This window comes from Vibrio lentus (genome assembly GCF_002875945.1).
GTDB classification, from domain to species: Bacteria; Pseudomonadota; Gammaproteobacteria; order Enterobacterales; family Vibrionaceae; genus Vibrio; species Vibrio apostichopi.
The window spans coordinates 25,880-46,634 of sequence record NZ_MCZK01000115.1; the positions used below are offsets into that span (position 1 = coordinate 25,880).

The 20,755-nt window shown below is 41.9% G+C and carries 15 protein-coding genes; 9 read left to right on the forward strand and 6 right to left on the reverse strand.

Going from position 1 to position 20,755, the window contains the following annotated elements; genetic code table 11:
* Position 1: 1 nt before the first annotated feature.
* From traF to traI, 9 genes are all read left to right on the forward strand, one after another.
* The gene (traF, locus tag BCT49_RS12215; protein ID WP_102435463.1) at positions 2 to 772 is read left to right on the forward strand and encodes a type-F conjugative transfer system pilin assembly protein TraF; all 771 of its coding nucleotides are present in this window, start codon (positions 2 to 4) and stop codon (positions 770 to 772) included.
* Between the two features lie 119 nt (positions 773 to 891).
* Entirely contained in the window at positions 892 to 1,284 is a 393-nt protein-coding gene (gene trbB / locus BCT49_RS12220; RefSeq protein WP_241908068.1) for a type-F conjugative transfer system pilin assembly thiol-disulfide isomerase TrbB, read from the forward strand.
* The gene (locus tag BCT49_RS12225) at positions 1,281 to 2,672 is read left to right on the forward strand and encodes a conjugal transfer protein TraH (RefSeq protein WP_102435465.1); all 1,392 of its coding nucleotides are present in this window, start codon (positions 1,281 to 1,283) and stop codon (positions 2,670 to 2,672) included. Before trbB ends, BCT49_RS12225 begins: the two co-directional genes overlap by 4 nt.
* The gene (locus tag BCT49_RS12230) at positions 2,672 to 5,473 is read left to right on the forward strand and encodes a conjugal transfer protein TraG N-terminal domain-containing protein (protein WP_102435467.1); all 2,802 of its coding nucleotides are present in this window, start codon (positions 2,672 to 2,674) and stop codon (positions 5,471 to 5,473) included. Before BCT49_RS12225 ends, BCT49_RS12230 begins: the two co-directional genes overlap by 1 nt.
* Before the next feature lie 88 nt (positions 5,474 to 5,561).
* The gene (locus BCT49_RS12235; protein WP_241908066.1) at positions 5,562 to 6,125 is read left to right on the forward strand and encodes a hypothetical protein; all 564 of its coding nucleotides are present in this window, start codon (positions 5,562 to 5,564) and stop codon (positions 6,123 to 6,125) included.
* A gap of 12 nt (positions 6,126 to 6,137) precedes the next feature.
* On the forward strand, positions 6,138 to 6,626 hold the full coding sequence (locus tag BCT49_RS12240; protein WP_102435469.1) for a PadR family transcriptional regulator: 489 nt from the start codon (positions 6,138 to 6,140) through the stop codon (positions 6,624 to 6,626).
* The gene (locus tag BCT49_RS12245; RefSeq protein ID WP_102435471.1) at positions 6,620 to 7,237 is read left to right on the forward strand and encodes a PQQ-binding-like beta-propeller repeat protein; all 618 of its coding nucleotides are present in this window, start codon (positions 6,620 to 6,622) and stop codon (positions 7,235 to 7,237) included. The genes BCT49_RS12240 and BCT49_RS12245 overlap by 7 nt, the downstream gene beginning before the upstream one ends.
* Entirely contained in the window at positions 7,234 to 9,333 is a 2,100-nt protein-coding gene (traD, locus tag BCT49_RS12250; protein WP_102435473.1) for a type IV conjugative transfer system coupling protein TraD, read from the forward strand. Before BCT49_RS12245 ends, traD begins: the two co-directional genes overlap by 4 nt.
* 192 nt (positions 9,334 to 9,525) lie before the next feature.
* Positions 9,526 to 15,300 (forward strand): conjugative transfer relaxase/helicase TraI, encoded by a 5,775-nt coding sequence (traI, locus tag BCT49_RS12255; RefSeq protein ID WP_102435475.1) that lies wholly within the window; start codon positions 9,526 to 9,528, stop codon positions 15,298 to 15,300.
* 17 nt (positions 15,301 to 15,317) lie between these two features.
* Here traI and BCT49_RS12260 read toward each other — a convergent pair whose 3' ends face one another.
* The 6 genes from BCT49_RS12260 to BCT49_RS12290 all read right to left on the reverse strand — a co-directional run bounded on the left by BCT49_RS12260 (position 15,318) and on the right by BCT49_RS12290 (position 20,354).
* Complete coding sequence (locus BCT49_RS12260) at positions 15,318 to 15,677, reverse strand: hypothetical protein (protein ID WP_102383324.1); 360 nt, start codon at positions 15,675 to 15,677, stop codon at positions 15,318 to 15,320.
* Positions 15,678 to 16,233: 556 nt separating this feature from the next.
* On the reverse strand, positions 16,234 to 16,677 hold the full coding sequence (locus BCT49_RS12265; protein WP_372165901.1) for a lytic transglycosylase domain-containing protein: 444 nt from the start codon (positions 16,675 to 16,677) through the stop codon (positions 16,234 to 16,236).
* Positions 16,678 to 16,732: 55 nt separating this feature from the next.
* Entirely contained in the window at positions 16,733 to 17,068 is a 336-nt protein-coding gene (locus BCT49_RS12270) for a hypothetical protein (protein ID WP_016766862.1), read from the reverse strand.
* Positions 17,069 to 17,146: 78 nt separating this feature from the next.
* Entirely contained in the window at positions 17,147 to 17,533 is a 387-nt protein-coding gene (locus BCT49_RS12275) for a DUF7659 family protein (RefSeq protein ID WP_016799661.1), read from the reverse strand.
* 40 nt (positions 17,534 to 17,573) lie between these two features.
* Positions 17,574 to 17,957 carry a hypothetical protein gene (locus BCT49_RS12280; RefSeq protein WP_076678492.1) on the reverse strand — a complete coding sequence of 128 codons (384 nt, stop codon included), beginning with the start codon at positions 17,955 to 17,957 and terminating at the stop codon, positions 17,574 to 17,576.
* Positions 17,958 to 18,656: 699 nt separating this feature from the next.
* Positions 18,657 to 20,354 carry a DUF3560 domain-containing protein gene (locus tag BCT49_RS12290; RefSeq protein WP_102435479.1) on the reverse strand — a complete coding sequence of 566 codons (1,698 nt, stop codon included), beginning with the start codon at positions 20,352 to 20,354 and terminating at the stop codon, positions 18,657 to 18,659.
* Positions 20,355 to 20,755: the final 401 nt, after the last annotated feature.

A 20,755-nucleotide genomic window follows, 5' to 3' on the forward strand; every position in this document is an offset into this window, starting at 1 on the left:
CATGAAAATGAAGCCCTTTGTTCTCATCATTCTATTGAACGCGCTGAGCAGCCAAAGCCTCATAGCGAAAGATATTCCTGCGGGATGGAAATGGTACAACGAACCTCAGATTAAACGCCAAGCCCCCTCTAAAAAAGTGAGTGCGCCGCCACCAAACTCAACAACTACGGTGATGAGCGCAACCAAGCAAATGCAGTGGTTTCATGAGGTATTTCAAGAGGCGGTAGCTGACGCAACAATCAACCCTACCGATACTCAAAAGAACCTAAAAGTGATGCAGTTAAAGCACTTTATTAGTCAAAAGACCTCTCAAACCGGCATGACATTTAAGAAGTTACTTTTAGAGAACCCTGAATATTCTTACATCAAAGATAGGCCAGTAGAACAAGCGGCTCGCAGCACCTATTACGCCCAGGAACGCAATGCCAAAGATGAAGCTGTAGAAAAGATGAAAGCACAAGGGTGGGGGTTTTTCTTTGTCTATCAAGGTGAAGATGCTCTAAGTCAAACCTTAGCACCGTCAGTACAAGCCTTTGCTGACACGCATAGTATGGAATTGCTCGGTATTAGTGAAGATGGCGTGTTCATCGATACCGTCAAAAACAACCGTAACAATGATAAGAAAGTAGTAGTGCCGTTCACACCAGCCCTTCTATTAGTAAACCCAAAAACAGGCGAGTTCAAACCTCTTGCTTACGGCTTTATTTCGCAAAATGAGTTATTAGGCCGCTTTTACAACGTCGCTAATGACTACCAAACACCGGACTTTTAATTATGAAAATTGAAAAAACAACCAACTTATTAACTATTTATTTCATGAATATCATTCTGCGTTCTTTGCAGGTTAAAGCCGCTTTATTTGGAACAGAGCTTAAGCGTTTCATACCTCTAATGCTTTTACTGTTGGCTCCATCAGCCACAACCAACGCAGCCATGAACGATCAATACGCGATGGTGTTCTTTTTCCGAAGTGACTGCGCGTATTGCCACGCTTTTGCACCTACTCTCAAGCAATTTACACAAGCCAATTCGCTACCAACGTATGCATTTACACTCGATGGGAAATCCATGGATCAATTTCCTGTACCAATCCCTGCTACGCCAGAAGTCAGCCAACTCTTTTTTGATAATCCTAGAAGCATTACTGTTCCTGCCACTTTTTTAATTAACGTTAATACTCGTAAGTTTGTTCGCGTATCAGTTGGTAATGTCTCTTACCAACAGCTCGAACATAGCGTAAACGGCATTTTATCTGACTCGGCAGTGTTGGAGGCGATGCGATGATAGTCCCTAAACGTAATGTACTTCACCTCTCATTGGCAATAAGTCTCTTTGTGTCACCAATAACACAAGCTGCGGGTGTTAACGGCTCATTGGATTCATTTTTCAATAGTTTGGGGTATCACACCAACGTATCGAACCCAAGTTCATACAAAGGCCAAGCCGCTAACTTTTATAATGGGGGATCTTTATACGTTCGCTCTTCTGTAAAAAACGCACAGCTTGCAGCCGTCACCATACCTTCGGTCAATGCGGGGTGTGGTGGGATTGATGCCTTCATGGGCGGTTTTTCTCACATAAACTCTGACCAATTGGTTCAATTTGGTAAAGCTGTAGTTGCAAATGCGGTTCCTTTTGCTGTTGATTTAGCCCTTCAGACTTGGGCGCCTCAAATCAAACAAATACGCGACAACTTACAATCCATTGCCGATAAATGGCTAAATCAGTCAATTAACTCCTGTGAAACCGCGCAAGCTGCCGTAGGGGGCTTAGCCGCCTTCGCTGGCCCTCAAGCAAAAAAACACGTTTGTGCCACCATGGGAACTCAAAACAACGCCTTTTCTGATTGGGTCGCCGCTCAACATGAATGTGGTGTGGGCGGTCAATCTAATACGCAGTTGGCTAACGCTAGGAATAATGCGTCATTAGGAGACATCACAAAGACTAACCATAATCTCGTTTGGTCTGCCACGTTAAAAAACCCCTTCTTAGCCAGCGATACCGCCTTAGCTGAGTTTTTAATGAGTCTTTCTGGAACTTATATTTACGATAGCCAGGGAAGACCCAATTACCATGCAAGCCTACTGACGGATAACAACAACCTGGTACAAGCCTTATTAGAAGGTGGAGATATTGATTATTACAAATGCGATGACACGGATGCAAAGAAGTGTTTAGCACCCACTAAAACCACGCTCACACTGACCAAAGCAAAAGGTTTGCAGAGTCGAATTCGAACCTTATTAGAGCAACTTTATAGCGCGTTACTTAACGAACAAGCGTTAACCAATGCTCAGCAAGCATTTTTGGAATACACCGAAACACCAGTTCTCACCATATTTAGAAGTGCAGCCAGGGCTAACCGCTATCCCAATTTTGCAGCTTACTCTCGCATGATATCGATCGAGCTCTTAAATCGTTATTTGAAAGGCATGCTTAACGTTGTTCAAGAGTCGATGGTTAACACTCAAATCGATCAAAAAGACATATCCCTCATTACGATGGACATAGACCGAGCTAAAAAATACACAGACGGTCTGTCAGACAAAGCGATCCAACTTATTCTCGAGCAAGAACAATTAATTCAAGCTCATAAAAGTAACGACGCTGATTATTTGAATCTATTAAACGACAAGATGCAGCAAAACATCACATTTGGGGAGGGTGTCTGATGACTTTTGAATATTACACCTACACACAAGGAGTTACGCTTATGCGAGCTCTTGACGCTGTTGCCGCTTTTTTTGTGTCAGACAGTTTTTCATCATTGATCGCTATTTCACTTATGTTTGGCGCAGTGACCACTTTTGCTTATTTCACTTTAACTCGTGATACCAAACATATTTATACCTTTGCGGTCATATTCACACTTGTACCGCTTTTGTTAATTAACCAAAAAGGGCGCGTACAAATTATTGATTTAACCGAGCCAACCGGTGTCTATGCTGTAGATAACGTGCCTTATATTGTCGCTATTCCAACTTGGTTTTTTTCTACCATGATGATGGGTGTTACCGAAACGGTCGAAACAGTGTTCAACACCAGTGACAATCGTCGGTATGGTCGAACTGGAATGTTATTTGGTTCAGAGCTTTACCAACTATCCCGACAAGCCGACATTAAAGACATTGAACTAAGACAACAGTGGAATGATTTTTTTAAAAGTTGCTTAATTGATGATGTAGAGATTAATGGGAAATACACGTGGAATGCTTTATTTTCGGCAACTGATATTTTTGGATTTTTAGATGGGACGACCATGAGCCCAATCCGTGGAGTGATGTTAAAAGGCCAGAACTTCAAAACCTGTGCCGAGTATTACCCAACGCTAAAGCAGGCAATGAACCAAGAAGCAACCCGAGACTTAAACCTATTAGGCACTTACCTCTACGGCAAAAGTACGACCGTTAATCAAGCACACCTTTCTAATGCTCTCAGCGAAAGCTACTCAGAATTTGTCGGCATATCAAACGGTGCAGTGGATGTAATAAAGCAAAACATGGCTATTAACGCAATTCGGTTCAGCATTGATGCATTAAATACAAAAGGCCAGGCACTTAACTACGCTTACACACAAAACAAAATGCAACAAACCTCAATGTGGGCTTCACTTGGCATGCAAGCCAGAGAGTTCATTCCCATGATGCATACAATGATGTTCTTCATCTTTACGTGTTTAAGCTTTTTCGTAGCCGCCGCCGCTCTTATCCCATCACTCACAAAAATGGTCTTAAGCAACTACGTCAAAACATTTGCTTACCTGGCCACATGGCCAGCGTTATTCGCTATCTTAAACGCCATTATGTTATGGACACTTGAGGTACGTTCTTTAGAAACCGCTAATTTATTTAACGGACTGTCATTGAAAAATGCAGATCCACTCAATGAACTGCATGAGCGTTTCGCTTGGATGACCGGATTTCTCATGATGAGCATTCCGTTACTCGCCGGTAAAATATTGAGTGGTGGAGCCTCTGCTATTCAAAGCTTAAACTACTCAATGGCCAGTATGATTAACAGCACCAATTCCCGCGTTTCTGCTGCGGCATCTACGGGTAATTTAGACTTTGGTAACTTGCAAATGCAAAACCACAGTTACAACAACACTTCGGCCAACAAGTTTGATGACAACTTACTTATGAGAAGTGGCATGTCGTCTATACAACAATCCGATGGTTCAACGACCAATACTTATCACAATGACGCTAATCGTCAGACCTACAATGCGCAAGAAACAGAATCGAAGCCGTTATGGTCAGCCAGTGTAGCAAACACCATCCAAAACAGCGTAAACGACCAATATTCCACAGCACTATCGGCACAAAAACAGGCCACCAACAACCTCAATGATGCCTACTCTAACGGGATGCAAATAAATGACCGATGGAATGATGCCTGGTCTAAAAACAAATCTTATGGCGATGGCCACAACATCTCAACCGAAGGACAGATCTCGACATCTCGCTCCACTATGGAATCAGCCATCGACAACATGTCTCAAACTATGGGTTGGACAAAAGATCAATCTCGGGCTTTTGCTAATGCTGCGACCGTGAGTGGTGGTGTAAGCCTACCAAGCGCTTTAACCGGCGGTGTTCTACAGGGTGGTATCGAATCAAGATGGAGCGATGAAGAACGCAACGCCTATAGCAGTATGACAGCAGAACAGAAGCAAGCCATGCAACAAGCCAGTGAGCAGTACAATGAAGGAGCAACTTCAATGCAGCGAGCGGGACGTACGCTGGATACAAAAGATAATCGCAGTGAGATGGAGCAATATGCCCATGATTTCTCTCTTAACTACCAAAGAACACAATCACTTAGCGCTTCGGTTATGGAAGCTAATTCTACCGTAGATAGCCTCAGTAATATGCGTTCGCGCATGGAGAGCGATTCATCCAGCTTCACCAGCAGTGCCATCAGCGGCTTCCAACGCTACCTTGAAGTCGATCAGGGAATGGACAACAACGAAGTCCAACGCCTCATGACAGCGAGATTGCCAGAAGATATCAACGATGCAAAAAGCCACTTTGATTTATACACCCAATCTGACAGCTTCAAAAACAGTTTTGGGGTGAACACGTCCTCTTCAAATATTGATGAATTAAAGAACTTATATCAACCCAATAACCTAAGCAGCGCTCCCACACTCAATCCAGAGCAAAGTGCTGTCGTCAATCAAGGCGCGGAAGTAGCGCAAAGCAAAATTGAAGAAGTCACTGCAGATATGATAAACCTCAAAGGCAGCGACGACCTTTACGATAACCATACCTACCGTAATGTCAGAGGCAATGCCTTGGTAATGGGAGGGCATATGCAAAACGAAGCGAACACCTCACTCACTTCCAACCTGCCGGCAAGTGATGTGCAGCAAGAAGTCAATGATCAGTTAACGCGCCAAGAAAATGCAGGGAGCCCACAACCAGACACCGGCTATCACTACACCACCCAAAAACCAAACAAAAATGGATAACGGTCAAATTACCAACAAAAACTGAATGAATATCAACCTTGATACTGTTATAATAAACAGCATCAAGGTTAATAAAGGAAGCTAAATTATGAAACTCTCCTCATCAATACTCGCGCTGCTTATGTCGGTAATCTCACTTAACGTATTAGCCAACTCACTTCCACCATGGAACAAAAGTCCGCAACTGGAAGCCTTGATTGTGGACTTTGAGCAAACCTACCAGGAAGCAACGCATGAGCTCCTTAAAAAAAAGATGACACAAGTAAACAATCTCTCTTACTTCATTCGCTTCATTGATAAAGAAGGAACACCTGAGCAGGCGCAATTAAAGGCGTTTTTACTAGGTACACAACAAGCGTATGCCAGCAGTGTCTATAACCAAATTCAAATGAACATCAGACCTTGGTTTTGTCCTAAAGGGGGGCAACTCGGTATTCGACCTGCCAGTGAAGACCCAACACAGTTCATCGAGAACGTAATTTGGGAGGCATTGGAACGCACATTAAAAGTTGACCCTAATCGCTTTACACGCTCCAACGGCGTTGCAGCATTTACACCAACTAACTCACTGGTGCAATACGGGTTGCAAACTCAATACCCATGCCATCAAGTCATTCCTGAAGCGCATCGTATGAACGGTTGGGTGTATTAGAGGGGAAGCTGAATGTCACTACGCTACGTTATCCTTACGTATCTAAATGAAAAACCCCATACTGGTTACAGTGTCACAAAAGCTATCAATAGCTCCCATTATTGGAGCGCCGTCATCCAGCAAACCTATAGAGAGATAAAGAGTTTGCAAAAAGAAGGTTGGATTGAAGAGCAAACTGACAGTCAGCCAAGAGGTAATGCTTTTACTATCACTGAGCTTGGTAAACAAGCACTTATTACCTGGTTATCAACGCCAGTATCTACCAGTGAAAACCGAGACACATTCTGCATCAAGTTAGCAAATAACTCACTTGCCCCAACAGAATTAAGTAACGAGTTAGAGCGTAGTATCAAGGCCGCATACAAAGCGGCCAAACAATATGAAATCCACTTAAAGCAACCACACTTAACAACAATACAAACCCTTACTCTCAAGAAACGTCTTGCGGAGGTACAACTAAATTTAGCTTGGTATCAAGAGGTTAAAGAAAAACTATGCTGAAATTTCTCTTTTTTCACAAAGCTTCTGTCTTTCTCACTATAAGTAACCACGACAATACTCTAATAATGAAAGAAGAAATTAATCAATTAATAGCGCAAGGTTTCCATTGTTTATTGCATGACTATATAGAAGCTGAAAATGAAAACTCAGCGAAGATCCAATATTTAAACGACTTTATTTTTAGTGGAACAAACGGAACCATCGTCGCGATTCATTTACCGACAGGCACAGAAGTGTGGCAAAAGCGAGTATCTAATACCCAAATACAAATCCTTTGTTACCATGACATATTAATCTGCAACTCAAATGATACCTTGTTTTCTTTAAATGCTTTAACTGGGGAAGAGCTATGGAGTAACCCGTTACGACAAGAACTAACACTATTTGAAATAGCTAAACATCAAGGAAGCCATCTACCACCAAGGGTTATCATACAACTTCATAACAACACTTTAATTTGTAGTTCTCGTGAATACTTTTTTGCTTTAGACCCTTTAACGGGAAAGCAATTATGGCGCTATAAATCACCTCAAACTGGGATATCTCCTTCCTACATATCAATACCTTATACAAACAGACTTTTAATTAATTCATCTAAGGAAGGGATATGAATACACCAACTCGCGACAAAAGTAGCCACTTCACCCGAGGAGGCCAGATCACATTTCATGCAATCCGCATGTTTTTTCAGGTCAACAACACCCTTGTTAAATTTTTAGGCTGGGGAATTGTGGCCACAACATTATTACTGACTTACATTCGAGCCCCTCACAATGCGTTTAATGCGGAGTTTTATTACTGGCGTAACCTAGCCTATGCTAAATTTGGTAAAGCATTAGATTCCAATGTGTTAACCATTTGGGAAGGCGAGCGCTATAGAGACACCCTTGGTTCACAACTTCAAAATACAACGATATTAAATCTCCACAGCGACTTTTGGTATTTAGCGCAAATTCACTTTTTAATGGCCATCGTTATAGGTCTATTTCTGTTTTCGTTAGCGCTGCGTTTCTTCAAGCATCAAGGTGAAAAACAAAGTGAAGATTTCCATGTTAGAGGCTTTCAATACGCGGAACCAAAGCAACTAACTAAAGACCTGAAACAACGAGCAAAAAAACTAAAGCATCAAGGTGTTGGTAATGGCAACATTTCTGATTTTAAAGTAGACGGTCACGCCTTATTTAAGAATGAATTTGAAGTACAACATTTACTTGTAGACGGAACGACCGGCGCGGGTAAGTCGGTGATGTTAAGAAAACTGCTAACTTGGATTCGAAAACGCGGAGACAAAGCAATCATTTACGATAAAGGGTGTACCTTTACGAGTAAATTCTTCGATCCTAGCCAAGATGTACTGTTGAACCCATTTGATGAACGATGTGCCAATTGGGATGTTTGGTGTGACGCATCAGAAGCGCCAGACTTTGAAAACATAGCAAACGCCCTTATTCCTCAGCATGGCGAGGGAGACCCATTTTGGGTAGATTCCGCACGTACAATTTTTTCCAGTACAGCCTATCGAATGAGCCAAGAGAAAACCCCCTGCTCAACTGCTCGCCTCTTACAGCTTATCTTAACCTCAGAGCTTGATACACTCGGCGACTTTTTAAAGGGTACTGAATCTGCATCATTGGTATCTAAAGACATAAAAAAAACCGCCATTTCAATCAAGTCTGTTTTGGCTACTTATATTAAGAGCTTACGATTTTTGGATGGGCTCGATGAAAAAGACGCGAAAGGCGGCCTAAAGCGCCAACCTTTTTCTATTACGAATTGGGTTCAAGACGATGAACAAAAAGGGTTTTTGTTTCTCTCTAGTGCTGCGCAGCAACATGCATCTTTACGACCGTTAATCTCTACATGGCTCGCGATTGCTTCCAATGCCATTCTAGGGTTAGACCCAGATGAAGATAGACGCATTTGGGTAATCATGGATGAAATGCCAAGCCTACATAAGTTACCAGAACTCGATAACATCATATCTGAGGTGCGTAAATTTGGAGGATGTTACGTCATCGGACTGCAATCTTATGCGCAATTGGTAAAAACCTACGGCAAGAATACGGCAGACGTTATATTCGATTTGCTTAACTCTCGATTTTATTTCAGAGCCCCATCAAACCAAATGGCCCAAATTTCTTCAAAAGATTTAGGTGAGCAAGAAGTTGATATTTCGAAAGAAAACATATCTTACGGCGCTAATGCTTTACGTGATGGTGTTTCAATTGGCCACCAAACAGTAACCCGCCCTGTAGTTTCTCCGAGTGAAATTCAAGCGCTTGATGATTTGCAATGTTACTTACGAGTACCAGGTAGTAGCTTCATCACTCAGCTCGATTTGAATTTTGACAAACTAAGAGAAGTAAGCCCAGCTTTCCTCAAACGTTCATACACACCTTCCATCGCAATGGTTAACGCTTATCAAGAAGCCGTCTATTACGAATGCGTTGCTCCAGGGCTCTTTTTAAACGAAGAAGATCGTAAAGCACTATCTGACAAACAAGCTTCACAGTTTGAAAGTCCTGAAGAGATGAAACTAGAGACCGACCAAATTAAGGCTGCGACTCAAAGCGATACAGTCAAATCTTTAGCTAGTGAAGATATTTCAAAAAATCAAGCTAACGAAGAGTTTCAAGAGAAAGCTCAAACAGCACTTGAAGAGTCAGCGATATCTCAAGACATAGAAATGGATAGTTTATCTGGCTAAACCAATTTCCAGATTCAATAACAACAACCAAAAATAAAAGATTGGTTTGTATTGCTTATTAGGGGGGAACCCCTAATAAGCCTTTCGATAAAGCACTTATTTAGTTCAAAAATCCAAGACCATCGTAACAATACCTAATATCCCATTTGTCCCTTACAAACTTAGGACACTGGCCCTTAAGGAGTTTCACCCATGCTCTCTATCAGCCCCCTAAAATCAGCGTCATCGGCAACAAAATACTACCTAGGCGAAGAAAACCCCAAAAACTTACCTGACGTTTCTTTAGAAAAGGACTCAAGTGACAATTACTATCTCAAAGAAAAAAGTCAGGACGAAAACACTTTTTGGTTTGGTGAGCTGGCTAAAGAATCTGGCCTCAATGAAAAGCCGGTCGACGAAAAAAATTTAGAGTCTGTACTCTCGGGTCATCTAGGAGAAGAGGTCATTAAAGGGAAAAGGGACAATCACAAGGCTGGTTTTGATCTAACTTTTTCAGCTCCAAAATCCGTTAGCATTTTGGCTTTGGTCGGTGGAGACACTCGGCTCATCGAAGCACACAATAACGCCGTTAAGTTTACTTTAACGGAGCTAGAAAAAGACGTTGCTCAAGTAACTCACACGAAAGATAAAGGCGAACGAGAATACCAAAACACCCAATCTATGCTATTTGCCGTGGTTCGACATAAGACCAGTAGAGCGAACGAACCACAAGTCCATTCTCATGCCCTAGCAGCGAATATGACTAGAAACCAAGAAGGTGAACTTCGAACGCTCGCCTCAAGCCTAAAACAAAAAGGCGGGGTGATTAACGGAAGTGGTGAGCGTATTTATAACTTCCAAAAGTATTATACCGCGCTGTATCAAAGTCACTTAGCCAAAGAATCCCAAGAGTTAGGTTTTCAAACTCAAGGTATCGGCAATGGTCAGTTTGATATAAAAGGAGTTCCTTCTACACTAATGGATGCATTTTCCACTAGAAAACAACAAATTGACCAACAAACTTTAGAGTTTGGCCATAATACTCAGGCCACCAGAGAAACAGCCGCACTTAATACTCGTCAATCTAAAACCTACCAAAGTGAAGCGGCCCTAAATGGTCAATGGCAATCTACAACTCTAGAGCAAGGGCTAGATCCAGCGAAGCTCGTTGAAAAAGCAAAAGAGCATGCGAAGAACAATCAAAGCCCCCTTGCTCCTGCCGACACAAAACAAGCCTTATTGAGTGCCATAGAGCATTTAAGTCAGTACACCACCACGCTTAACTTAGAAAAAGTGATCGAACTTGCTGCGAGTGATTTTACGAAGGGAAGTGAACAACCCAATGCAATTGACTTGAAAAAAACCGCCGATAGTTTAATTAAAGACGGGACGTTAGTCGGTCTGAAAGAAAAAGGGCAATACACTTCAAAATCAATGTTGCAAAATGAAAAAGCGCTTATGGATATCACCAAAGGCCGCGCACATCATATGCGTACACACGTTGAACCATCAACGCTGACTCGCCTAGATATTCCAACCAATCAGCAACAAAAGCTAACAGAGCTATACCATTCCACAAAGCAATTCCACGTAGTTAATGTGTTCGGCTCATCAGAAAAAATCGCACAACAGTTATTAAATGTAGGAAACCACAGCGGCAAGCGGGTTCAATTTGTGTCGCAAGGAGCCAAAGCCACCCATCAAGGCAAGAAAAATATTCAAAGGGAAAGCCACACTCTCAAAGCTTGGATCACGCAAGTGTTTCAACCAGAACAACGTCATAGCTTAAATGGAATATTAAACTCAAAAGCGGAGTTGACTAACAAAGACGTTTTAGTTGTTGATGACGCTAATAAAATGAGTGCGAACGAGCTGATCACACTGACAGAAAAAGCAAAACAAACCGGCAGTAAAGTCATGCTCCTTAATCGAACCTCGAGTCGCCAGGGCTTTAAGGCTCACAATGCAATAGACCTCTATAGCAAAGGGAACGTAGAGAGCCATAATTGGGTTAATAACACTACCCGTAAAAACCAAATAAAACTTCATGATAACGACGCAAAAAAAGTCGCACGAATTTATTCTGATTTGCCAGATAAAGCAAACACCCAGGTCTTAGCAACATCTAGCGTAGAACAAAGAAAACTGACTGGCCATATTCGTGATGCATTAAAAAACACCGGCGAGTTATCACGTACCGAGACGACATTATTTACTCAAGTTCCTCATTTTCTTTCAAAGTCACAACAACCACTTGCACAGCACTATAAAGTTGGCATGACGCTCACTCAATGGGAAAATGGTAAACCTAAAGCCTTTGTGGTTGCCAGCACCGACAAAGCTAACAACACCATTCTTACTGTAAGTAAACAGGATGGAAAACCTGTCACCCTTGACCCTGCCTCAAAATCATTTAAAGCAATGAACGTACAACTGAGTAAACCACAAAGCATTAATATAGCGAAAGGAGAGCGGTTGGCTACTGTAGGGAAACACTTCCCATCAGGTCTAGAAGCACACCAAAGTTATCAAGTTACCGGCTTATCAAAACATTCTCTTACCTTAGAAGATACACAAGGCCAAACTCTCAAACTGTCAATAGAAAAACTCAAAGACGCACCGCTACAATACGATTATGTACAAAACGCACATAATATTGACGACAAAACTCATACTTTATTATCAGCCAAAGCTTTCACCCTCTCTAAAGCCCTGTTAAATGATCTAAGCGAAAAAACAGATCGTCTGGATATTTTCACAGACAACACCGACAAAGCGCGCAGTGCATTAGAAAAAACCACCATAACCCCATCAGCCATTGAGCGTGTAATGCAGACTCAACATGTTAATGACCGTTATCTTTCAGGAAAAACCGAAGACATAGTAAGACAAGATATAAGCCAAGCTTTATCAATGTTGTCAGAAGATAAGCAACGCCCTACCCATGAGAAAGCTGTCAGTTTTGCTTTAAATCATTTATCAGAGCGAGAAGCCGGTTTCAGTCAAAAAGAATTGGTGGTAGAAGCCGTACGATACGCATTTGAAGAAGCGGGTTCACCAATCACCAAAGCACAAGTGGAAGAAACGCTTGATAAGCGCCAGGACGCCCTATCAGCCGAATACAGCGACGGCACTCGCTGGACGACACAAGCCGCGTTAGATACTGAAAAACACATATTGGCCAACATAGAAAAAGGTAAAGACCAACACTTACCATTTGCTACCTCTGAACAGGTTGAAAGCTATCTCGATGATAAGCCACGCTTGAGCGCTGGCCAAAAAGACAGCATTACACTTATATCTACAACCCATGACAGTATCGTAGCAATACAGGGGTTAGCCGGTACAGGTAAATCAACCATGCTAGAGTCCAACATTGATTTAATTGAACACACTAGCCAAGTCGGACAAAACAAACCAAAACAAATAATAGGATTAGCTCCAACTCACGCCGCTGTCAGTGAACTTCAAAAAAAGGGCGTTGAAGCACAAACTTTAGAAAGTCTGCTAACAGATCTTCGAAGAGGAACCAAAGAACCCAATGACTATCAAGGCAGCTTATTCTTTCTCGATGAAAGTTCTATGGTCAGTAACAAACAAGCGAAAGAGTTCACGGACTTAATAATAAACAGTCAGTCCAAGGCAGTACTCCTAGGCGACAAAGAGCAATTATTATCACTCAGCGCTGGTAAACCTTTTGAGCTCGCCATGAGACAAGGGAATATCGACACAGCTCAAATGACGGACATTGTTCGTCAGCAAAACGACACCCTCCTCAACGCTGTACATAACATCCTTGATAAACAACCCGATAGCGCACTAGATAAATTACAAAAACAAGCACCAGATCCCCTAGGAAAAACCGAGCATGTAATTTCAACTCTAGAACCTAATAACAAAGACCCTCGCCAAGCACAGCAAACAGCTACAGAGAAGCTGCCATATGTGGTTGCACAAGACTACCTTTCTCGAACCCCTGAAACTCGAGAGAGTACCCTTATCATTGCTTACACCAATATAGAAAGAGACAACATTACTGAGCACATTCGTGAGGGCTTAATAGGGGCCAAAGAAATAGGACAAGAGAACGTCGTAGCCTCAAGACTTCGCTCAATTGGCGCTACAGGGGAAGAGCTATCAACTATGATGCCTTATCAGAAAGGGTTAATTCTAAGTACTAAGCCTGGTGAATACGCTACCATCACAGGTGTCGATTCTGAACACGGTATCGTGACACTAAAAAATGAGGCTACAGGCAGGGAAAAAACTTTCTTACCTCGCAACCGTGATCATACATTTACCACGTTGTTTTCACTCTCTCATCAACCGTTATCCAAAGAAGACAAAATAATTACACGGTTCACTGACAAGACTCGAGATATCAAAGCTAACGTCGAATATCGAGTACAAAGCGCCGATGAAAAGATGATAACAGCACTATCAGAGTCGGGGAAACTTCTCACACTAAACCCTAATGAACTCAAAGACGCGCACTGGGATTACGCATACACACGAACCGCAGACATGGCCCAGGGCACAACCTACCCTCATGTAATAACTGCGATTCAAGGTAAAGGAGGGTTAACTAATTTGAGACGCGCATATATCGATCTCACGCGTGCGAGTACACACTTAACCCTCTATACCGACAACCCAAAGCAAATGGTAAAGACCTGGCAATCTAAAGAGTCAAACAAGCACAGTGCCATTGAAACGGTTAATCAAATACCACCACAATCAACAACGTACTTTAATCGAAATGCTCTACCTCATGAGGACGTTCGCTATCAAAACAAAAGCGGTGAATTTGACTACAACTTATTTAAAGAACGAATCAACACCGAACTACCAAAATATACAGAAAGTCTAGCTAAGCAATTATTAGGAAAGCCAAATCTTTCCAAATCAGACCGTGATTACTTAACTTTTGGAATCGGCAAATCTGCTATTAAAGTGAGTCTAACTGGTGAATATCGCGGATACTTCAAAGACTACACTACAGGCGAGAAAGGTTCCCTTATTAACCTCATCATGAGCCATAAAGACATTAGCTACAAAGAAGCAATGAATAATGCTAATGAAATGATAAACGAACCAGATAAGCATCAAATTGATGCTAATGAAAAACACGAAAAACTATTAAAAACCACCCCGAGACATATTGCTCAGTTTGAAGAAAGAGCAAAAGAGTACATCGAACAAAGCCAGCCTATGACTGGTACATTAGCTGAAAAATATTTAAATAAACTTGGGATTAGTGATGTGGAGAATAAAAATGTTAGATTCCATCCATCAGTATACTCCTCAGAAGACAGAACTTTTCATCCTGCAATAGTAACTAACATTCACAACAAGCAAGGAGAAACAAAAGCTATTGAGGTAACATATTTAGATGGTCAAGGTGAAAAAGATAGCGCACTTGATATAAACCCTAGAACGTTAGGAACAAAATCGAAAAACTTAACTCAATTCAACAATGGTGAACATCGAAGCACTACTATTATTAGCACTGACATTGAAAGTTCATTCATCATAAATCAGGAAACAAAAGGTCAAATTGATATTATCAATGTGAATCATAAAAATGACATTCAAAACGTATCAATCGATGAATTGAGACAAAATATAATTATTGTACTTGGTCAAGGCAATCACGATTTAAATCCAAACAACATTGAAAAAATCATGGCAAACTTTTCAAACCGTGACATTCAGTTTATATCAAGCGAAAACTTGAAACACGATATAATCCAATGTGTGAATGACATTGAGAGGAAAGAAGGCCCAGGCACACAAGAAATCAATGACCATTTAGAGGTTAGTGATGTGAAAGAAAATAGTTCTTCAACATACAACGAGAAGAACAATATTGACAGTAAAGCTCTAGAATACTTTGAGCAAAAAGACATATCACCGCAATTAGATTTGGATATAAACAAAGAACCGCACAGAGAAGATAGAGAAATCGATAGAGAGTTTGAAAGATAAAAAAAGGGTAGCATACGCTACCCTTTTTTTTCACCCGCAAGATAAGATTCAACTTTCTTATCAACATCAGTAATAACTAATTGCCTCATTTCTGCCGAATCATTTTTGTTTTTATAAAAAGATTCACCATCAAAAGTTTGGGTATGGGTTAGGTTAGCTGTCCCTTGAACTTGTCTAATACGAAGATACATTTCCTCCATCAACTCTCGATTCGATGGTCGGTCATCATCACTGTCATTGAGTTTAATGCGAAGCGCCAGCGTCAGAAGATCGCGAACGGCATCCGCATCATTCATACCGGTTTGACGTTGAAACTCTGAAAAATCTTGTTCTAATTTCCCTTTGATTGCTGATTGCAACACTCGACTTCTTGCCAAAATAGCCTCCATTTATTCAATACAAATAGAATTGATATCAATTACCATCACAATACACTAATTTTTCAATATCGTCTATTAACACTGGTATATAAGGGCTAAATTGAAATCAAATACAAACACACTTAATTCCCAATTAATCGTCTCTCACGCCATACCCCAACTAGGCTAAATGTATATCAAATACACTTCACTTTTTTTCAAATACACTAAAATCGGCTAATTAGTACAGAATATAAAAATTTTAAAACACAAAAAAAAACCAACCACAAACATTTAAGTTATTGTTTTAAATGCATTTTTTAATCAACAGACAACCACTCACATTGAGAATCAATGTGCCGTAGGGTGTGGTCACCAACTCAACTAACCAACAACTCAGAACGAATGATCTGAGTTCCTTAATCAAAACGACGGGAAAAACTGACAGCGAAAGACAAAAGCCGACCAGGTGGCGAATGAATCTGACGAACGAAGGATGCGGGGGATCTGGAAATTGAAGGAAGAAAGCGAGAGGAGAAGCTAAAGACCTTGCACCGTTATAGTGCAAGGCCTTTTATTGAACGTTCATCTTAAAATAAACCGATTGGACTTTTTGGATGTATATTTTTCTGGCGCTCTCGGTGCGTTTGGAAAAACCCGCATTATACGCGCCGACACTGTTCCAGTTATAACCATGACTAGAAAAATTAGAACTTAATACCCACGCGCCAAGATGAACATTAAAGCAAGGATGATAGATATTTGTTTCATTCACATTAAACTCGGATAGTCGCTCAAACCAATGGGAATTAATTTGCATCAATCCAAAATCACGGCTGATGACTTGACCGGATTGGTTTTTATTTTCATTGTACGCGTTCGGCTTTAGGCTACTTTCTACCGTGGCGATGGATTTTAAAAGCTGTGGATCGACATTATAAAATCGCCCTGCCTCATCAAAGCAAAAAGCCCAACTGAAACACGGCGATAACAACGAAAGATAAAGTAATGGTTTCATCATAAAAAAGAGCCCTAATAATAGGACTCTCATTTTATGCCATCCCATTGAGATATCAATATTCACAAGGTAATAAAATTGTTGTCACGCTGCGGTCACGTTCAGTTATTATCCAAACCGATTGATCACAAATCGTATAATTCGATATCACTCTCTCGCCTGTTTTGGTTGCTTCGTCATTGGTGATTTTATCTTCAATGCAAGTCTCTCCCCAATCTCCACTTTGGTGACGCTGCAAATAAATCGACAAGTTAGCACCGACATTATTATCTAATAACTGCTCAATACCTTGCGTATAGACCACTTTACCCAACGAAAACGGCACGGCCGTACAAACGTAACATTTTGCTTTCGTTTCTTCTCTATCTTGTGTAGCATTCAGAATGTTCATTCGAATATTCACCATAATTGACTTGAACATGCCTTGATATTTGATGGAACAAATATCAAGGCGCTTTAATTTTCACGTTTAATAAACGTCTTCCGTTTTACGAATGTGATTAAACACTTCATAAATCTCATCGTATGAAATGCCATAGCCTTCGAGCTTTTCCACACAGTCACAAATATCATTGGTGTAGAAACATTCGTGATTAAATAACTCACGACGAATGATCGCCTTTTTCCCGTTCTCTTTGATATCTTCGGCGATCCCTTCTTGAGCGATGGAATCCAAACGAGTCATTAATTGCTTGGCATTATCAACTGGGCAAATTAACCCCATACCTAGTGATGCGTATTTCACGCCCTCTTTTTTTGCCTCATCGAACTGTTGATTAGAAAAAGCAAAGAACGCCCCAGCATCATTAAAAGCCTGAGTTTGTTTGTCTTGAATATAGTGTGAGAGATACTTCATTATTTAAGTCTCCATTTTATAACTAAGGGGTATCAAGTCTTTATACTTCGATATATTGATGGCTATCTGTCACCCATCCCATGACGACAGCACGACTATTCAGCCCTACCTTATTTGTTTCAGTAATCACATGACCTCTCGCGATGCCTTGCCCCCAGTACGGCTTATTGAGTTCTGTTTCTGGGAATAAAACCGTCAGTTCTAGCCAAACACTGGAATGCCTGGCTCTTGCTTTTACATGAGCGGCAATCACGATAATATTTTCCACAGAGGTTGTTCCTGATAGGACAACATCACGACTTAGCCCTACTGGGTGCACGCGCTTAGAGATATCATTTTTTGGTGAGCTTTCGTGCTCCAGCGGCGAAACGCTGGTCACTGAATTTGAATTAGAGAGAGTTAGGTTTGAATTTTGTTGCGCCATGAGGATTTTCCTTTTGTTTGAGTATCACTTTTCGGAGCCGCTTGGCTGTCCGCTCTCTCACCATCGTTCTGCTTTGCAAGGGCGCGCAGCGTTCATTTACCCTTGCAAATCAGGTTGTGGGGAGAGACGGTTAACAGCCTGCGAGCCCGTAAATGATGCGAGTGAAAGGAAATCGGCGCATAAGAAAACAAGCCTTACTCGAACTTATTCAAAGGTAGGGAAAGCAACGAGGAGGTACGACGAGGCGTAGCGAACGCAGTGAGAGGAGTGCGTTCAGGATTGCAGCGATATCCTTTTAGATAGGGGCTGTAGAGAGGCACATCCTGGGGCGGCACGCAGTGACTCACCAGGGTGATGTCACTCTTAGGCCATAGATAAAAGATACAAGCGAAAAGCCTTGCCCGAAGGGTAACGCCCAAGTTAAGCCCTTATCACGACGCTGTGCTTCAAATCCGCTTTAAACTATCATCATAAAAAACTCGTCAATTAAGCCCTATCAGCCACGCAACCACAAATTGACATCAATACACTGCAATACAATCAAGCACCGAGCCAATGGGTCTACAGCCCTACTGAGAGCCAGCTTGACGACCGCTTGCGGTCGAGCCTTTGGCTCAACGTCTTTTAGCGCGACCACAGCGTTCACGGAAATCACAAAGGAAACTAATGCCTCCAGGATAAGAGGCATCTCATTCGGTTTTAAGCTAATAAAGTAATGAGTCTTTTTGTCACAAAGACCGCGTTGGGCGTCAGTTTACGCACCCACGCTTTAGAGTATCGTGACCATTTAAAACCGTTACTTTTTAATTTTTTGCGCACCTCTTCGGCTGGAATACCGTCAAATGAAAACTTAATGCGGCCCTCTTCTTCGTACAGCTCCCAAGCCGTCCCCATTGCCTCGCCGTTACCCTGTAATGGCGCTTCGTTGTGCAACGCTTCCAAGTGCTCTAAACGCTTTCTAGTTGTTCGGATATTGGCATTACTATTCTGTAGTGCGTATGCATCAAAGCCAAACTTTCCAAAAAACTCACACGGGCGTAATAATTTTTTTGCTCTTTCTTCTGTCTGTCCTTGTGTATTAACCAAATATTCGATCTTGTCTTCCTCGGTCATATGACTAGAGCGAACGATCTTATTAACGGCTTTCATGAGTTCATGACTTTTAATCAAACCCTCGAGCTTTTTCTTCAATTTTTCAACCGCTTCTGGGTCGTCTGACGCGATACCGGCAGAGCCTACACTATCAGCGCGACGGCTCAGATATTCCGCTTTATCCTGAGCCTCTACGCTTTTACGCATGTTGGTATTGATGCTCTCCGCGTGTTTACGGTGCTTCGCTTCTGAATGGTGACCAACCAGGATTGGCTGACCGAACGGTAACATTTTCCCTAATGTACTCGCGGTATTAAATCGCTCATTAGAGACCGCTTCAGCTTTAGCGGCACGCTCTTCTAATCTATCGCGCTTCGCTTCTTGTCGCTCTTGATAGTCTCCCAGCGCTACCACTTTTCGGGTGTTATCTTGTGGTGGCGGTGTTGGCTTTTTCTCATCACTGTTAAGCGGGGAAAGATAACCGTCAATCAATGCCTTTGTCACTTGCTCAAACGTAAAGCGCACTTTAGACAAGCCCATCAATTTTGTCTCAGTCACAGCAGCGTAATAGTGGTTCAGCGTTGGGTGATCCGCATCAATATCATGTCTAAATCGCTCCAAGTCACCATTCTCAAACTCGATATACATCATCGTCTTGGTGTAACCGTTATTGCGGCCCACTTCCATAGCTTCTTGACTTGCTTTTTTGTTGTAATCATCAAGGGTGTACGCATTGCCATCAGATAATAAATTGGATTCACTCCAATCAATAATCACTTGCTTCACAACGGCGGTCTTTTCCAGGTGTACGTATTGGTCGAACGGGGCAAGCTGCACCGGCTCTTTCACTTCTTCGGTGCCCTCCACTTCTGAGCATTCCCCCTCAATAATCGTGCTTTGCGGTTCCTCTCCATCCAAAGAGAATGTCATCACCACATCATTAGAAAAATGATAGATACAATCACAGACCTGCACTTTCACTAGAGCGCCTTCACGGATGGTTAATAAAATAACCATGTCGCTGTAGTTCTTTTCGTACCAATCCCAAAATTCGGATTTATCCATCGTGACAGGCTCATTACTTCTAAAGCAATCATCCATCCCCATTGACTGAGTTTTTAAGATCAACGTGTCAGCATATTCCAACAGCTTCGTAATTTTAGCCTTCGCATTTTTACGCAACTTATGACCAGAGAAGCGCTTCAAAAATTCATTCTTGGATGAGCCTGACGGCTCAAACGGGGATACGTTTGTCGCGGATTGAACGTTAGAAGCTGTTGATGGATTAAGGATTGAGTCTGTCATAAGTTTTTCCTTTGATTAATTTTTCATTCCCGTTGTCGCCTGACTGCTCGACCCAAAATCACGGTTCATCAAAACAAGGGCGCGAAGCGTTCATATACCCTTGTTTTGGGGGTTCTGATTTGGGACGTTAAGCAGGAAGACCGCGACACGGTAATGAGAAATCAAAGGAAAAAGGACAGGCGAAAAACAAAATCCATCTTACAGATTCTTTCGTTCAGTCAGTGAAAGGAGTGAGGAGGCACGACGAGCGGCAACGAGGAAGAATGACGAGGCGCAGGCGTTCAGGATTGCAGCGATATCCTTTTAGATAGGGGCTGTAGAGAGGCACATCCTGGGGCGGCACGCAGTGACTCACCAGGGTGATGCCAATCTTAGGCCATAGATGAGCCTTGCCCGAAGGG

What these genes read in the sequence shown, in the direction of transcription:
- BCT49_RS12225 (WP_102435465.1), top strand. Translation starts at nt 1,281, where the DNA reads ATGATAGTCCCTAAACGTAATGTACTTCACCTCTCATTGGCAATAAGT.
- BCT49_RS12240 (WP_102435469.1), top strand. Translation starts at nt 6,138, where the DNA reads ATGTCACTACGCTACGTTATCCTTACGTATCTAAATGAAAAACCCCAT.
- trbB (WP_241908068.1), top strand. Translation starts at nt 892, where the DNA reads ATGCTTTTACTGTTGGCTCCATCAGCCACAACCAACGCAGCCATGAAC.
- BCT49_RS12275 (WP_016799661.1), bottom strand. Translation starts at nt 17,533, where the DNA reads ATGAAGTATCTCTCACACTATATTCAAGACAAACAAACTCAGGCTTTT.
- BCT49_RS12245 (WP_102435471.1), top strand. Translation starts at nt 6,620, where the DNA reads ATGCTGAAATTTCTCTTTTTTCACAAAGCTTCTGTCTTTCTCACTATA.
- BCT49_RS12280 (WP_076678492.1), bottom strand. Translation starts at nt 17,957, where the DNA reads ATGGCGCAACAAAATTCAAACCTAACTCTCTCTAATTCAAATTCAGTG.
- BCT49_RS12270 (WP_016766862.1), bottom strand. Translation starts at nt 17,068, where the DNA reads ATGAACATTCTGAATGCTACACAAGATAGAGAAGAAACGAAAGCAAAA.
- BCT49_RS12265 (WP_372165901.1), bottom strand. Translation starts at nt 16,677, where the DNA reads ATGAAACCATTACTTTATCTTTCGTTGTTATCGCCGTGTTTCAGTTGG.
- BCT49_RS12235 (WP_241908066.1), top strand. Translation starts at nt 5,562, where the DNA reads ATGAAACTCTCCTCATCAATACTCGCGCTGCTTATGTCGGTAATCTCA.
- traD (WP_102435473.1), top strand. Translation starts at nt 7,234, where the DNA reads ATGAATACACCAACTCGCGACAAAAGTAGCCACTTCACCCGAGGAGGC.
- traI (WP_102435475.1), top strand. Translation starts at nt 9,526, where the DNA reads ATGCTCTCTATCAGCCCCCTAAAATCAGCGTCATCGGCAACAAAATAC.
- BCT49_RS12230 (WP_102435467.1), top strand. Translation starts at nt 2,672, where the DNA reads ATGACTTTTGAATATTACACCTACACACAAGGAGTTACGCTTATGCGA.
- BCT49_RS12290 (WP_102435479.1), bottom strand. Translation starts at nt 20,354, where the DNA reads ATGACAGACTCAATCCTTAATCCATCAACAGCTTCTAACGTTCAATCC.
- traF (WP_102435463.1), top strand. Translation starts at nt 2, where the DNA reads ATGAAAATGAAGCCCTTTGTTCTCATCATTCTATTGAACGCGCTGAGC.